The sequence below is a fragment of the Lysinibacillus sphaericus genome (assembly GCF_000600105.1).
Taxonomy (GTDB): domain Bacteria; phylum Bacillota; class Bacilli; order Bacillales_A; family Planococcaceae; genus Lysinibacillus; species Lysinibacillus sphaericus.
On record NZ_CP006837.1, the window covers coordinates 334,492 to 349,540 of the forward strand.

The 15,049-nt window shown below is 36.9% G+C and carries 22 protein-coding genes; 19 read left to right on the forward strand and 3 right to left on the reverse strand.

From position 1 onward, the window contains the following. From T479_RS01610 to T479_RS01695, 19 genes are all read left to right on the forward strand, one after another. Complete coding sequence (locus T479_RS01610) at positions 1-1,059, forward strand: phage tail sheath subtilisin-like domain-containing protein (protein ID WP_025218464.1); 1,059 nt, start codon at positions 1-3, stop codon at positions 1,057-1,059. Between the two features lie 14 nt (positions 1,060-1,073). Beyond that, on the forward strand, positions 1,074-1,508 hold the full coding sequence (locus tag T479_RS01615) for a phage tail tube protein (RefSeq protein WP_025218465.1): 435 nt from the start codon (positions 1,074-1,076) through the stop codon (positions 1,506-1,508). Between the two features lie 21 nt (positions 1,509-1,529). Next, positions 1,530-1,922, forward strand: coding sequence for a phage tail assembly chaperone (locus T479_RS01620; protein ID WP_025218466.1), 393 nt, complete (start codon positions 1,530-1,532; stop codon positions 1,920-1,922). Positions 1,923-2,131: 209 nt separating this feature from the next. Next, a complete protein-coding gene (locus T479_RS01625; RefSeq protein ID WP_025218467.1) occupies positions 2,132-4,258 on the forward strand; it encodes a phage tail tape measure protein in 2,127 nt (708 codons plus the stop codon). A gap of 13 nt (positions 4,259-4,271) precedes the next feature. Continuing rightward, positions 4,272-4,694 (forward strand): hypothetical protein, encoded by a 423-nt coding sequence (locus T479_RS01630; RefSeq protein ID WP_025218468.1) that lies wholly within the window; start codon positions 4,272-4,274, stop codon positions 4,692-4,694. Next, positions 4,694-5,671: an XkdQ/YqbQ family protein gene (locus T479_RS01635; protein WP_025218469.1), complete on the forward strand. Its 978-nt coding sequence runs from the start codon at positions 4,694-4,696 to the stop codon at positions 5,669-5,671. The genes T479_RS01630 and T479_RS01635 overlap by 1 nt, the downstream gene beginning before the upstream one ends. Before the next feature lies 1 nt (position 5,672). After that, a complete protein-coding gene (locus tag T479_RS01640) occupies positions 5,673-6,032 on the forward strand; it encodes a DUF2577 domain-containing protein (protein WP_025218470.1) in 360 nt (119 codons plus the stop codon). Continuing rightward, positions 6,032-6,478, forward strand: a complete 447-nt coding sequence (locus tag T479_RS01645) for a DUF2634 domain-containing protein (RefSeq protein WP_025218471.1) — start codon at positions 6,032-6,034, stop codon at positions 6,476-6,478. The genes T479_RS01640 and T479_RS01645 overlap by 1 nt, the downstream gene beginning before the upstream one ends. Beyond that, positions 6,479-7,519, forward strand: coding sequence for a baseplate J/gp47 family protein (locus T479_RS01650; protein WP_025218472.1), 1,041 nt, complete (start codon positions 6,479-6,481; stop codon positions 7,517-7,519). Further along, positions 7,516-7,863, forward strand: a complete 348-nt coding sequence (locus T479_RS22690) for a phage tail fiber protein (RefSeq protein ID WP_025218473.1) — start codon at positions 7,516-7,518, stop codon at positions 7,861-7,863. Before T479_RS01650 ends, T479_RS22690 begins: the two co-directional genes overlap by 4 nt. A gap of 106 nt (positions 7,864-7,969) precedes the next feature. Further along, positions 7,970-8,692 carry a putative phage tail protein gene (locus T479_RS01660; RefSeq protein WP_227665445.1) on the forward strand — a complete coding sequence of 241 codons (723 nt, stop codon included), beginning with the start codon at positions 7,970-7,972 and terminating at the stop codon, positions 8,690-8,692. Continuing rightward, positions 8,692-9,033, forward strand: coding sequence for a hypothetical protein (locus T479_RS01665; protein ID WP_025218475.1), 342 nt, complete (start codon positions 8,692-8,694; stop codon positions 9,031-9,033). Before T479_RS01660 ends, T479_RS01665 begins: the two co-directional genes overlap by 1 nt. Next, positions 9,034-9,783, forward strand: coding sequence for a hypothetical protein (locus tag T479_RS22695; protein WP_025218476.1), 750 nt, complete (start codon positions 9,034-9,036; stop codon positions 9,781-9,783). It abuts the gene before it with no gap. Between the two features lie 4 nt (positions 9,784-9,787). Further along, positions 9,788-10,054 carry a hypothetical protein gene (locus T479_RS01675; RefSeq protein WP_025218477.1) on the forward strand — a complete coding sequence of 89 codons (267 nt, stop codon included), beginning with the start codon at positions 9,788-9,790 and terminating at the stop codon, positions 10,052-10,054. A 2-nt stretch (positions 10,055-10,056) separates the two neighbouring features. Then, positions 10,057-10,230, forward strand: coding sequence for a hypothetical protein (locus tag T479_RS23620; RefSeq protein ID WP_158497861.1), 174 nt, complete (start codon positions 10,057-10,059; stop codon positions 10,228-10,230). A gap of 74 nt (positions 10,231-10,304) precedes the next feature. Then, entirely contained in the window at positions 10,305-11,081 is a 777-nt protein-coding gene (locus T479_RS01680; protein WP_025218478.1) for a hypothetical protein, read from the forward strand. Positions 11,082-11,220: 139 nt separating this feature from the next. Continuing rightward, positions 11,221-11,472, forward strand: coding sequence for a HEPN-associated N-terminal domain-containing protein (locus T479_RS01685; RefSeq protein WP_025218479.1), 252 nt, complete (start codon positions 11,221-11,223; stop codon positions 11,470-11,472). Between the two features lie 192 nt (positions 11,473-11,664). Beyond that, a complete protein-coding gene (locus T479_RS01690; RefSeq protein ID WP_025218480.1) occupies positions 11,665-12,123 on the forward strand; it encodes a phage holin family protein in 459 nt (152 codons plus the stop codon). Continuing rightward, positions 12,123-12,791, forward strand: a complete 669-nt coding sequence (locus T479_RS01695) for a M15 family metallopeptidase (RefSeq protein WP_025218481.1) — start codon at positions 12,123-12,125, stop codon at positions 12,789-12,791. Before T479_RS01690 ends, T479_RS01695 begins: the two co-directional genes overlap by 1 nt. A gap of 122 nt (positions 12,792-12,913) precedes the next feature. Here the strand turns inward: T479_RS01695 and T479_RS01700 are convergent, their stop codons facing one another. From T479_RS01700 to T479_RS01710, 3 genes are all read right to left on the reverse strand, one after another. Further along, positions 12,914-13,816 carry a hypothetical protein gene (locus T479_RS01700; RefSeq protein WP_025218482.1) on the reverse strand — a complete coding sequence of 301 codons (903 nt, stop codon included), beginning with the start codon at positions 13,814-13,816 and terminating at the stop codon, positions 12,914-12,916. Positions 13,817-13,834: 18 nt separating this feature from the next. Then, positions 13,835-14,356 (reverse strand): SHOCT domain-containing protein, encoded by a 522-nt coding sequence (locus T479_RS23625; RefSeq protein ID WP_025218483.1) that lies wholly within the window; start codon positions 14,354-14,356, stop codon positions 13,835-13,837. A gap of 98 nt (positions 14,357-14,454) precedes the next feature. Continuing rightward, positions 14,455-14,667, reverse strand: a complete 213-nt coding sequence (locus tag T479_RS01710) for a helix-turn-helix domain-containing protein (protein ID WP_137036932.1) — start codon at positions 14,665-14,667, stop codon at positions 14,455-14,457. Positions 14,668-15,049: the final 382 nt, after the last annotated feature.

Genomic DNA, 15,049 nt, shown 5'->3' on the forward strand with positions numbered 1-15,049 from the left:
ATGGGCCTACCACAAATTATTATTGAGTTTAATGGGAAAGCCGTTACAGCTATTAAGCGTAGCCAGCTTGGAATTGTTGCATTGATACTAAAAGACGACGTGCAAACGGCTGATACAGTAACGTATAAAAGCATAGAGGAAGCAAAAACCGATGCATGGTCAGCAGAAAACTTAGATTACATTCAAAAAACTTTCATGGGTACACCAAGTAAAGTCATTATTGAACGTTTGGCAACAACTGCAGTTGATTATAATGCCGCATTAACACGCTTAAACAATAAGCGATTTAACTACTTGGCCATTCCGGGTATCGAAGACAAGGATACAACAACTATTGCAACTTGGATTAAGACTAAACGTGACAATAATAAGAAAACATTTAAGGCAGTTTTACCAAACTGTGATGCAGATCATGAAGGAATCATTAATTTCACAACAACAGGAATTAAAGTTGGCGAGAAGGATTATAAAACTGCAGAATACACAGCGCGGATTGCTGGCATCCTAGCAGGGTTGCCATTTACACGTTCATCTACTTATTACGAGTTGAATGAAATAGATGCTATTACAGATATTGAAGATCCTGACACAGCTGTGGATAATGGTGAGCTAATACTTATTAACGATGGTGAAAACATTAAAATCGGACGAGGTGTTAACAGTCTGACAACAACAACAGGTAAAAAGACAGAAGACTTTAAATCAATCCGTGTTATGGAAGTGCAGGACTTAATAAAAGACGATATTCGCACCACATTTGATAAAAATTACATCGGTAAACACAACAATACCTACGATAATCAAGTGTTGTTTATTCGTTCAATTAACGCTTACTATGACGGCTTAGAAGGAGAGGGAATTCTTGATTCGAACTATGAAAATAAAGCTGAAATAAATGTCCGAAAACAACGTTTGGCGTGGGAAAATATCGGAGTAGATACAACAGATTGGGACGATCAAAAAGTAAAAGAAATGTCCTTTAAACGCAATGTTTTTGTAGGGGGCAACATTAAGATTGTAGATGCTATAGAGGACTTAGATATGGATATTGCAATTTAAGGAGGGATTGACACATGGGTAAATTAAAATCTAATCGCGTAATTAATGGCACATTCGGCAGCGTATGGGTTAATAACGAAAAATGGCTTGATGTTGAGGAATTTGAAGCTAAAGTAACTATTGATTATGAAGATATCAACATGGCCGAAGATTTGGCTACGCATAAGAAAATGACAGGCTGGACAGGTGAAGGGAATTTAAAAGCGAAAAAAGTATATAGTCGCGGAGCAAACTTACTAGCAGAGGCAGTTAAAAAAGGTATAGTTCCCGAGATAAATATGGTTGGTAAATTAGCAGATCCTGACGCATTCGGTACAGAGCGAATTGCTATTGGTGAAGTTACATTTAGTGAATTCATGCTTATGCAATTCGCACAAAAAACAATTGGTACAGAGGAATTACCTTTTAGTTTTGCAGATTATGATCTTATTGATTCAATTACAGCTTAAAACAATCGGAGGGAAATTAGAATGAGTGAAACAACTAAAAAACGATTAACAGTTACAGATTTGATGAAGGAAAAGGAAAAATTTCAAACAAAAAATGACGAAGTTGCAGTAGTTTTGGTGGAGCGTTTAAATGCAGAAGTGGTTATTCGTAAACCTGAAAAATCATTGTGTGTCGATGCATTACGAATGACTCGGGATAAAAACAATGATACAGATGCCGATGTGTACATGGTGTATAACACTATGACAGAACCTGACTTGAAGAATAAGGAGCTACAAAAAGAATTTGGTTGTGTACTACCTACTGATATTGTAGAAAAAATCTTTGAAGCTGGAGAAATAGCAAGTCTATCAGAAATGGCATTTGATTTAGCTAAGTACAAAGATGGTGGCGTTACAATTGTAAAAAACTAATTGATAGTGATGATGATTTTTATTTTCTTCATCACTATGTTCAAAAGGGCCGCAAACTTGATGAATTGTTAAATTTACCTTATGACGAGAAGCTGTTCATGACAGCAAGTTTGGATAAGGAACTAGAGGAAAGAAACAAATATGTAAAAGCTGGAGCGATGGTAACAGTACCGTTCTAGCTTTTTTTCTTTTGTAAAGGCGGTGAGGAATTGGCGAATAGGGTTATATCGGCAGTTCTTACATTACAAGATCGTGATTTTTCCAGTAATTTAAGGCGGGCCGGTGATCGAGCAGATGATTTTGGTCGGGGTGTTGTAAGAGTAGGTAATCAGATTCAACGCTTTGGACAAGGGGCAACTAGAGTTTTTAAATCAGTAGCAATGGGCGCTGGTGCTTTGGGTGCAACTGGAATCGCTGCATTTGGCGCAAGTGTTGCAAAATCGATAGTTGATACAGATGGAGCTTTCAAACGCTTAGAAGCACGTACAGGAGCAACAGGCGCTAAATTAAAAGGCCTTGAAAATGTGGCCAAAGATGTGTTCAAAGCAGGGTTTGGTGAAAACATGGATCAAGTAGCTGATGATGTTTCTACTTTAAGTGCTATGTTTAAAAATTTAAAAGGAGATTCATTAACAGAGGTAGCCAAAGGAGCTGCAACTATTTCACAAGCTTGGGGATCTGAATCGAAAGAAGTAGGTAGAGCTGTCCAAGCAATGACCAACAATTTTAATGGGTTGGGAGAAAATAAAGCATTAGATTTAATGACTTTTGCATTCCAAAAAACTGGTGACTATTCAGACGACCTACTTGATACGTTTAGCGAATACAGTATGCATTTTAGTAAGCTAGGACTGAGCGCTGAAGAATTTACAGGAATTTTAATTCGAGGTGCTGAAAATGGTGCATTCAACATGGATTTTGTGGCAGATGGTGTTAAAGAGTTAGGTATTCGTGTTATTGATGAATCTAAGACAACAGCAGAAGGTTTCAAAGCAATAGGTTTTAATGCAGAGGAAATGGCCAAAAAATTCGCAACTGGCGGTGAAGAAGCTAATACGGCATTTCAGGCTACAATTGCAGGTTTAGCAGCAATGAAGAATCCTATTGAAAGAAATGCCGCAGGTGTAGCATTATTTGGTACTAAATGGGAAGATGTGCGCGAAGATGTTATTTTATCAATGGCTGATTCAGCAGCAGCCGTTGAAGGTTTCGAAGGAGCAACAGGACGAGCAGCAGATGCACTACAAAGTAGCTTTAAATCGAAATTAACACAGTCATGGCGGGAGTTGCAGACTGGTATAGCCGATGTTGTAAACGGTGCAGGCGCACAAGAATTTTTACAAGGAGTTGCTCAAAAAGCTGATGAATTAGTACCGAAAATTCAAGGTATTGTGGAAAAGGCATTTGAGTTTGGAAATACAGTAAGAGAGAATTGGGGACCAATTAAAGAAACGCTCATTGGAGTGAGTACAGCAGCTGGTGTACTAGCAGTTGGAATGGGCACTTTAAAAGTGATTACTACTGTTACCACGATGGTGCAAGGCTTTAAAACAGCTATGGGACTTGCAACCGCAGGACAATGGGCAATGAACACGGCCATGCTTGCCAGTCCACTTACTTGGGTAGTAATCGGAATTGCAGCAGTAGTTGCTGCAGGTGTTTTACTATATCGAAATTGGGACGTTGTAAAACAAAAAGCAAGTGAATTGTGGCAAAGATTACTCGATAATCCAATGCTAGCACTTGTAGCTGGTCCAATCGGAGCACTCATTGCTGCAGGAATCACGCTATATCAAAATTGGGACAAGGTTCGCGCTGGTTGGGATACAACGTGGAATACTATTAAAAGCGCGGCTGGAAGTGGTGTTAATTTTGTTATCGATAAGCTCAATGGGCTTATTAAGGTAATTAATAACATCCCTGGTGTAAACATCCCCATTGTCCCTAAAGTCAGTTGGGGAGATGTAAAAACGGGTGTGGACAGTATTAATAAAGCCTCAGCAGGTGGTAAAGTACCGCAGTATGATGTTGGTTCTAACCGCATTGAGGAGGATCACCTAGCACAAATCCATAAAGGCGAAATGATTATTCCAGCTCGACAAGCTGAACGTGTACGTGCTGCAGGTGGGAATATTGATAACATAGATAAAATGGTTCAACCGTCACCTGTTGCTGTAGCAACGCCTACAACTACAGGAAGTACCCCTCAGCCCGCGCCTGCAAATAACGGCAATGTACAGGTAATTATTGAAAACTTAAATGCTAAAGGTGTTACAGCAATGGAAGTGGCGAATGAACTTGTGCCATTACTACAATTAAGATTGGCCAATTTATAGGGAGGTTGAATAGATGGATATTTTTTTAAGTACGATGGATAGAAAACAAATTATTCAACTTCCTATAGTGCCAGCTGAATTTAAAATACCTAGTCCTGTGAATAATGAAGTTTTCACTACGATTAATCAAGGTGACATTAAATTACTTGGTCGTAGAGGCTTGAAATCTCTTACGATTGATTCTTTTTTTCCTTCAAAGGTGTATCCATTTTCACGAAGCAATAAATATTTTGGGTGGGAGTACTACGAGATCATTGAGGGCTGGATAGACAAACGAATGCCAATTCGACTGATTATGTCCAATACTCCTATTAATATGCTAGTGACGATTGAAAACTTTGAACCAGGGTTACAAGATGGTTCAGGTGATGTTTATTATTCATTGGCTCTATCAGAATTTAAAGAGATTATTTTAGAAACAAAGAAGGTGAAATGATGGCTCATGAACTATGGTTAATCAAAGGCGAAACCATGACAAATATTACACCTTTGCTTGGCACATTAACCTGGCGTAGCAACATGGAGGAGTTAGGGGATGAAATTAATTTTAGTATCGCTTTTACTGATACAAATTACTTCCCTGTGAATCCATGTGATATTGGTGATATGGTGGCTCTATACAACAATGGCAAGGAAATAACGCGAGCTATTATTGTGGACGAGTTGAAAAATGGAAGATCACCAATTGCATATGTTGCCTTTGATTATGCCTTTTACTTAAATAAATCTACAGCTGTATATCAGTTTAATAAATTATCTGCAGACGCTTGTATCAAAAAAATAGCTAAAGATTTTAATATCCAAATAGGTAACATTGTATCTATTCCTAAAGCCATTACTAAAATATTCAATGACAAAAAAGTAAGTGAAATTATCAAAGAAATTCTAACGACTGCAGAACAATCATTAGGCGTTAAATATCTCATGGAAATGCGCCAAGGTAAACTATACATCGAAAAACAAGGGGATGTAGTAGTAACCGGTACATTTCAATTATTCGAGGGTGGTCCACAGTACGATATTCATTCAGCGCTTATGAATCCTTCTAAAAGGTGTAGCATTACAGAAATGGCTAATACAATCCAGGTTGTAGGAAACAATGACAAAGTAGTTTTAACCAAGTCTGATAATAAAATGGCTGAGAAGTATGGCCGTATTACTAAGGTCGTGAAGTTAGATCAGAATGAAAAGAAAAGTGCTAAACAAGTAGCTGAGAATGAATTAAAACAGTTATCAAAAGTGGCAGAAGAAAATAGTGTTGATTTGATGGGCCACGATGATTTTAGGGCTGGCCGACTGTTTGCACTAGAAGAACCAACCACGGGAATTAAAGGCACTTTCTTGATTAAAGATGTGTTGCACACGATTAGTAAAGGTATTCATACAATGAAGCCTACATTAGAGGTGAAATAAAATGGATGCAGTAACGGATCTTGCAAAAATGTTTAAAAATAATGAAAATCCTAAGCAAGTTTCAATGTCTACGGGCATTGTTATTTCGCCACCGCCTAATTCTCAAATACGCTTGAATGAAAAAGTTATTTTATATAATAATCAATTAGTATTTGCAGCTCATGTTCTAGGAGATTATGAACGTGACATAGAGCTAAAAGGTGAAATTAGATTCACTGAAAGCCCATTTCAAACCTTTGAAGCGAAAGAAGTGAAATCTAAAACAAAAGATACACTCAAAGAAGGTGACGAGGTGATTCTACTACCTACTCATGACGAGAATTTATATTATGTTGTAGGTAAGGCGGTGAGGTTCGAATAATGTTACCTAAGATTGCTCAACTAGAATTTAATACGCAAGAAATTGAAACGGACTTACCAAGTGGTGGTAAGTCTTTTTTGTATGACTTTGATAAAGGTGATTTTGTCTTTAAAAACGGGAAAATGGTTGAGATTCATGGCTTGGAAACATTAAAGCAATGGATTTTAAAAGTGTTAAAGACAGAACGCTTTCGCTTTAGGATTTATAAAGATATTCCTTATGGCGTGACATTAGAGGATTTAATAGGGTCTAGCCTACCACGTGCCTTTATCGAAGCAGAAATTAAACGCGAGGTTACAGCTTCATTGTTAGAACATACACACATTCAAGAGATCCAGGAATGGCAGTTTAGCCATGATGGAAAATGGATGCGGATAAAATTCAGAGTCGTCACGGTAGAAGGTGCATTCGAAATTGACGAGCCAGTAAAGAAGGTGGCAGCGTAGATGGAAGATGAAAAAATCATTCATGATCGAATGATGACCAATATTAGTAATGATTACGACAAGTCTAAAGGCAACTTTGTTTATGATGTGACAAAACCAGTGGCCGTAGAATTTGCTGAACAACAAAAGAAGATTGCTGCAGTACAAGAAAAGTTAGATGTTGAAAAGTTAACCGATGACGAGCTTACTCGGTTTGTTTATCAGCGCACAGGAATTAGCCGTAAACCTGCTACCCAAGCAACAACAACCGTCATTGTTTCGGGTACAGCTGGCACACTTGTGAAAGTTGGCGAACTAGTAGGCACAGATACAATTTTATACACAGTCCTTGAAGAAGCTGTTCTAAATGAAAGTGGGTTCGCTCATGTTCGAGTGCAATGTAATGATTTTGGCCAAATAGGAAATGTGCCAGCGAACACCATTATAAATTTCCCTTCATCTATCAATGGATTGGTAAATGTGTACAATCCTGATGCTGTTGTTGATGGTTACGATGAGGAAACAGATTATGATTTACGTCAGCGTTATTATGATAAGCTACAGCGTCCAGGTAAAGCAGGAAACAAATATCAATATCGTGAATGGGCATTAGAAGTAACAGGTGTTGGGGATGCAAAAGTATTTCCACGCTATAATGGTCCACTGACAATGAAAGTGGTCGTGATCGATGCGAACAAATTACCTGCAACGAGCGAATTAATTGAAGATGTAAAAATGCATATTGAAATAGAAATGCCGTTTGGAGTTGAGGATTTGCTTGTTATATCTGCAGAAGAATTATTAATTAATCTGTCAGTAGCCTTAACTTTAATGCCTGGTTACACAGAGGAAGTAGTTAAAACAAATATTAAAAAGAACATTACAACGCATTTGAAAGAGATAGCTTTTAAAACATCATTTGTAAGCTATGCAAAGGTTGGGGCGCTCATTATTGATAGTGATGGTGTTTTCGATTATCAGAATCTATTAATCAATGGATCAACTGCTAATGTGGTTATTCCTGATGACGGGGTGCCAGTAATGGGAGGTATTAATGAATGAATCACATGACAGTGTATTTAAAGAATAAAGTTCTAACGGACAATTTACGAACAACGCCAGTCTTTGTTGCCTTGTTCAATGGAGACATTGAAGTAACTACAGCAAGCTACTCACGACAACCAGGCGTATTTGCATCACCTGCAGATGGCCAAACATCGAACAACGCTGATATTCTGTTTCCTATTGCTACAGAGTCATGGGGAGATATTACGCACATTGGGATTCTTGATGCTAAAACAAGTGGCAATTTGCTGTTTAAATCGCAAGCAGAGTTTACGAAAAACATCGATATATCTAGCCAATACAAGATTCCTAAAAACTATTTAATTGTCCGATTGAGGTAGGTGATAAACCATGCATGCAATACCACAATCTGAGTGGGGCCAAGTGTCAGTGTTTACCTGGGGTGATCTAACACCTCACCAATGGGAGTGCTTTAGACTTGCGTTGATGATTACTGAAACTGAGTTACAGACGCAAGGTGTTTCAATTGCTTCAACCGGTGCAACAAATGAGGTCAGCACAGAACAGGTTACGCAAGGTGTTAAGGTTGTTCAATCACCTATTATCATGCAGACAAGAGCTGAAATGATTACAAGTATTGTTGTTTCCACAAAAGATTATCTATCGGACATGATGAAGTATTTACCTTTGTATGAGCGTAAATCCAATACCTTTAGAACGATACTTACAGCCGATGATCGGGAGCTTCGAAATACAGAACAACAGCTTGAAATTGTAAATAGAAACATTTTTATCGATGCGGCCATTGAAGCCTTGCCTATTTATGAACGTGATCTTGGCATTAAACCAAATAACACACTACGCTATGACCAACGTAGGGAACAGATTTCTTCAAGAAATCGCGCAAGCTTTGACCAAACGACTAAAGAAACAATTAAAGCCGTGGCTTCTGCTTATAGTAATGGTGAAGTAGACATTAACCCAACAAATATACCTGGCGTATATGAAATCAAATTTGTTGGCACAAAGGGCATTCCTGATAACTTGGAAGGTCTTATGCAAGCAATTGAAATCATTGTGCCAGCGCATTTAGAATTTGGCTATGCATATACCTTCAACGTTTGGGAATTTGTCAGCAATAGAACCTGGGGAAGTGTAACAAACATGACATGGGATGAAATTAAGATATATGAAAATGAGGTGAGCTGATGGAACATACACCAAATTTAGGTTTAAAGAAGCCCGGATCAACAGACAACGTATTAATCACAGACATTAATGAAAATATGGATGTCTTGGATGCTGCAATTAGTGAACTAAAGGAAGGGACAGCATCTATTCCCGATTTAGAAACAGTTGATAAAACATTGGCAGGGGCCATTAATGAGGTCAAGCAAGAATCAAGCACAGTGAAACAAGAACTTGATACACATTCGGGAGATATGGCTAAACATAATCAATTTATTTATGAAGGTAAATTACATCAAATTGCGTTGGGTTACAATCCGACACTAGGTTGTATGACATATAGTATTCGAGAGGTGATATAGATGAATGTTGACGGGAATTGGCCGAGTTATGAACAGCAAGAAGCCATTAAAAACACAGTCAATGGTATTAAAAATACTACGGACTCAACGAAAACAAGTGTAGACCAAGTTAAGCAAGATGTAGCTGATATAAGCAAACAAATCGAAAACAAAAATGCAAGCAAAGTTATGAGATCAAAAGTTTATACATCTAACGGCACATTCACAGTACCTGCAGGAGTTACCGAAGTTTATATTACTGGCGGTGGTGCTGGTGGTGGCGGTGGTGGCGCTGGAAACGCAACTGGTAGCCCTGGAACTGCTGGAGGTGTTTCTAGCTTTGGAAATTTATTGACGCTTAACGGTGGGAGTGGCGGTTATGCAACCGCAGGTGGTGGTATGCCTACACCTACGCCCTCTGGTGGTCCTGGAGGAAGTCAGGGCTCTCTCTCTTGGAACAGCGCACATCCACCGAATGGTGGTAATGGTGGGTGGTTTTCTGGTGGATACGGTACTACTGGAGGTGGTAATGGTATAACTGTTAAAGCTGGTGATGGTGCTTACTGTTCTGGAGGAGGAGGCTCAAGTGCTAGTAGTGGCGGTGCAGGGGATTTCATTATCAAAAAAGAGATAGTTGTGACACCAAGCACACCTTATGCAATAACTGTAGGTATCGGTGGTAGAGGTGGAACAGGAACTAGTTCAGGATCATCTTATGCAACGGGTGGTAATGGGGGGAATGGCTTACTAATTATTGAATGGTGGGAGTGATTAAATGAAATTCACACAAATTTTATACGACAAAGCACATTGGATATTTGAAGCAGACGAAAAACCGGAGTTTGCACCAAATATCGTTTTAGTTGATATTACAAGCAAACCTGATGTACAAGAAGGTTGGGATTACAATCGAGAAACAGGCGAGTTTACGGCTCCTATCATTCCTGAGCCAACACCAATCGAACCACAGATAGACGAAATACAAGCTAAGATTCTAGTCAATACAGAAACACTTCTTGCTATAAAAGAGTTGGAGGTATAAACATGAACAACATTACTTATCGAGCGTGCAAAAAATTAGCGGAGCAAGAAAATATGACAGAAAAACAAAAAGATGAATTGCTATCAAGTATGGATTTATTTGTTTTATCAAAACGTATCTCACAAGATGAATATAAAGAGCTATGTACATTAATTGAAACGCAAGCAAAAGCTTAGCGTTATTTTTATTGTCTAAAGGAGAAGGTAATCCTTTCCATTTGTCGAATTAAGTAGATGAAAGGAAGGTGCCTATGGCAAATAAAAATCAAATAACAGCGCAAATAAACGAAGGTAATGAACTAGTACTAATTGAAAGTCGTACTATGCGAGACAATTTTGTATATCGAGATGAAGTACTCGATAAAGTAAAAGTGATTTCATTGTTAGGTGAAAAATTCGAAGCGACATTACAAATGGCGGCAGAATACTATGAAGTAAATGTAGAAACAGTTAGACAAGCCGTTAAACGCAACCGCGCTGAGTTTAATGAGTATGAGGAATTAAGATTACTTAAAGGTAAGGCATTACAAGAGTTTAAGGGTCTAGTACAAGATGTACCAGACCTTTCTTCAGCCCCGTCATTACAGCTTTTGAACAGACGTGGACTCTTAAGGCTTGGTATGCTATTGACAGAATCAGAGGTAGCTAAGGTAGTTCGAAACTACCTATTGAACGTTGAAGAAATTTCCGATGATGCTCAAAAAAGATGGGCTGTCGAAAGAGAGATTTCAAAAAGAGAACGTAGAAAATTGACAGATTCTATTCAAGAATTTTTTACGGGAAATTTGCCGTATAATGAATATGCAGCTTTCACAAATTTAGTCTACGGAACATTATTCGATTCCACTGCTGCTGAATTAAAAGAACTTTACGGGTTGGAAAAAAGAGATCAATTACGGGACAATTTGACAACAGAAGATTTGCGAAGAGTTGTTGAAGTTGAAACTGTGGTGGCGTCTTTATTACGTATTGGTAAAGATTACGATAATATTCGACAAGAATTATTATCAAACAAAGAAAAATTTTAATAAATTTATGAAGTACTCTCAATCGAGGGTACTTTTATTATAAATCGTGAGAGTAATCGGACCATTATGTGTCGTAACATGTAATGAAGGGATTTCCTATCTTTTGTGGAATTATATATACAATGAGGAGGGTGTTAAAATGAATCACGAAAATGACGACAACAAAATTAACGAAATGATTGATTGGTTTAACGAAGAATATGAGGATCCTGCACAACATGTTTCCTATGATAGCCGTGAAGGCGGATACCAATATTTCAATGGTGGTCCGTACGATGCTTTAGAAGTTTTGTCTGAGAAGTATCCCGAAATAGATGAAAGCTTAATTTCTCGTGCTGTTCAAATAATTACGAATGAAGGTACGGAATGGGTGAAAAAGGGTCAATACTAAAATCAGTAAAAATGTTTTTATTAAGAACGTCCATCCGGGCGTTCTTTTTATATTGCCTTAAATCAAAAATAGGCTGTTTTTTTAATTAAGCAATCAAAATAAATAGACTTAAATAAAAAATCAATAAGTTTTTATGCCTTCCACAATTAATGATGTGTGGGCTTTTATTATGCAAAAAAGGAGCGTGAGCTTATGGGAGGTATGGATTTGCAATACTTAGAGGTAGCGCATTTATATTTATTTGGAGGAGTAAAATTTCTACACCTATTACTTTTATTAATGGGGTTAGACATCTTAACAGGGCTTTTCAAAGCAACGAAAAATGGTAACCTATGGAGTCGTAAAAGTCTATTTGGTTATGCACGTAAATTGTTAGTGTTAATCGTAATTATTACAGCTAACATTGTTGACCAAGTATTAGCTTTAAACGGCACGTTAACATTCGCGACAGTGTTATTTTACATTGCCAATGAAGCATTATCTATAACTGAAAATATGGCTGAATTAGGTGTCCTAGTGCCAACAAATCTTGCTGAAAAGTTAAAGGTCATTGAAGGTGAAAAGGAACAAAATGAAAGCTTCGGCACTGAAATTTTAGATGAATTAGCAGGTAAGAATGTTGATAGTGAATTGAAGGATGGTGAGAAGTGATGACAAGCGTTACAACTACATGTCGAGACTTAGCAGAGCTTTTACCTAGTGCACAAACTGCGTGTCGATTGCTATTTCAGGAGTGTTACAAAGCAGGCATTAAGAACATCTTCATCACTGAAACATATCGCTCACAGGAACGGCAAAAATACCTGTATGCACAAGGACGGACGCGTCCAGGACAAGTTGTAACTTGGACACTAAACAGTAACCATAAATCACGTCTAGCATGGGATATAGCTGTTGGTCCTCCACAGTCATTGTATGATGCCACTACATTAAGTCGAGTAGGAGCCATTGCGAAAAAGCTAGGTATTGAATGGGGCGGAACATGGACAAAAGCCATTGACCGTCCACACTTTGAAGTAAAAGCGAATTGGAAGATGCCTAAAGGCTATAAATTAGAAGGACAAGTAATTGTACCAAGTAACAGCAAATTGAAAGTCCAATTAATTGTGGAAGACAAGAAGGAGGAAATTACAGTGGTAAATACAAATTGGAATCCGGGTTCACCGGCTATGAAAACTGAAACAGAAAACTTTATTGCACAGGCAGTTAAGGAAGGTATTATTCAGGAATCACATTTAAAAGATTTACAAAGTGGTGCGATGACAACGGATCGTTTGGTTGGTTTATACATTACAATCCAGCAACGACGAAACAAGTAGTATTGTTCAGTGTTTGTTCAGAACACTGTAGTAATCTAAGTAGGTAATCTTGTCATAGGGTAAACAACCCGTTTTAAAAGCCCAGGTACTCAATTAATTTTGAGCCTGGGCATTTTGTGTTTTTAAAATCCTTGTTTTCTCGCAATTTGTCTCATAAATTCCTTATTCTTAGCGTCCGCTATTTCGAAGGCTTTCATATGTTTTTCTATTGTAGAAGTAAGCCAATCAAGTTTAAGATATACTTTTTCTTCATCTTTATCTAATCGATCTAAGCCTTGCTTTTGTCCATTAAATATTTCAAGGATTTTTGTTTTTGCGCTCCTAAATGTGTTCAAAAGCATGAAGTTTACGTAATATAAATCGTTTCCTTCTGAGTCTGTATCTTTAAAACTGAACGGATTGGATGTATCTATACTTGACTGAAAAAGGGCTTCAAATTCAAATTTTTCATGTTTTGTCCAATCGGTTGGTTGTGCTTGTCCGCTAATAATATCGTTGTCAATTACAATCCTTGGATATTTTGCAACTTTGCTTTCTAGATAATATGCTCTGTTAAACGCAGGTCCAAAGCATAAATTTTCTTTATGGTACATATCACCGTATGCAAGCCCGCCTCTGAATAAAATTCCCTCTTGTAAAAATCTTGCTTGGAGTAAAGAAACATTTGAAATTAATGAAATAAGAGATTGTGCATTTATATACGGCTTACTAATAATAATGCTATCTGAAAACTGTGTGTAATCTATTTTACCTGGATTTACATAAGGCTTGTCATTTTTCCAATATGCTGTATGTGGAGAATTACGTAGGGTTTGTTGGTTCTTTTCGAGAAGCTCTTGAAGTTCTTTTTCTCTTTTTAATTCCCTTTCCAAAACTTTTAAACTGTCTCTAATTTTTAATAGCTTTTCATGATCAGAGGCACTTCCCAATACTAAGTTACTAAATCCTAAAATATCAATGAAAAGTACTAATCTTTTTTCGTATTTAATGTTTGGAGTATCGTCTATTTTTGTAGAAGTAATCATTTTCCTTTTTCTCTCTTTCTAGATCCCTAATAATTGCTTTTTCTTCGCGTCAAATTCCTCTTGTGTCAATATCCCATCATCCAATAAATCTTTCAACTCACGAATTTCGTCAGCAACATCAAACATATCCTTTTTCTCTTTAGCTGCAGGAGCAGATGATGTTTTGGCCATTGTTTTTAAGTTCTCAATACCTGCTTTAATTTCAAGTGCAATATGTGCTGGCACATCGTCAATGATTGCTTTGTTTCCAGTAGATACTATTTCAATTTTTGAGTAAACAAGCTTATTAGAAATGTTAATGCTACTAATAGATGATAAAGGAATGCTTCTTTCATCATTTGAAACAATACCTTTGATTTCATGTAAGATAATACGTTTGTCCGTTACATAGAGCTGTTTTGTACCTTTTACTGATGCACATACAGCAAGTAGTGTTTCACCTTGATCTGTGAGCTTATCATCAAATAGTTGAATCTGTTTAGCCATTGCTTTCTTCTTACCAAAGCCTGCAAATTTTATTGTTTCTGCTATTGTATCCATGTAATCGCTCCTTACAGATAATTGTAATTTCATTCTATAGAAAATGTTACCAATAGTACATAAAAAAAAAGACAGACAACCTTTATTAGTTATCTGTTTTAAATCTTCGTACCGTCTTCCATTATGAAATTAATCTCTAATTTAGAGTTTGTTGCTTCTGCAATTTTAATCAAATCTTGTACACTGTAAGATTCATTTTTCATTTTTTGAGATAAATTTGATTGTGAAGTTCCGATTTTATCAGCTAATTGAGTAGCATTTAAATCCATCTCCACAATTAAACGTTTTACCTTCTTAGTTAATTCCATCATTTCACCTTCTTTTTTTAATTAATTCATACAGATATTATAACACATTTACTTAATAAATATTAATTAAATTAATAATTTAGTTGATATTTTAATTATCATGATTTAATATTAATTTAACGAAATAAATATTAATTAAATTAATTTAAGTGGGGTGAACAAATTGAAAACAATCCAACAACGAAATGAGTACCTTCAAGCAAAGATGAAACAACATGATTCAATATCTGATGCTCATAAGTATCAACGACGCTTGAAATGGATTATAAGGTATCACAGTCTGTTGACTGATTTAGAAGTAAAAGAGATACGTGAGAATTTACGAAAAACATTTAAGTAAACACGAACTATATCAACTCTTTGGATCCGTAAAAGTTCGTGATTA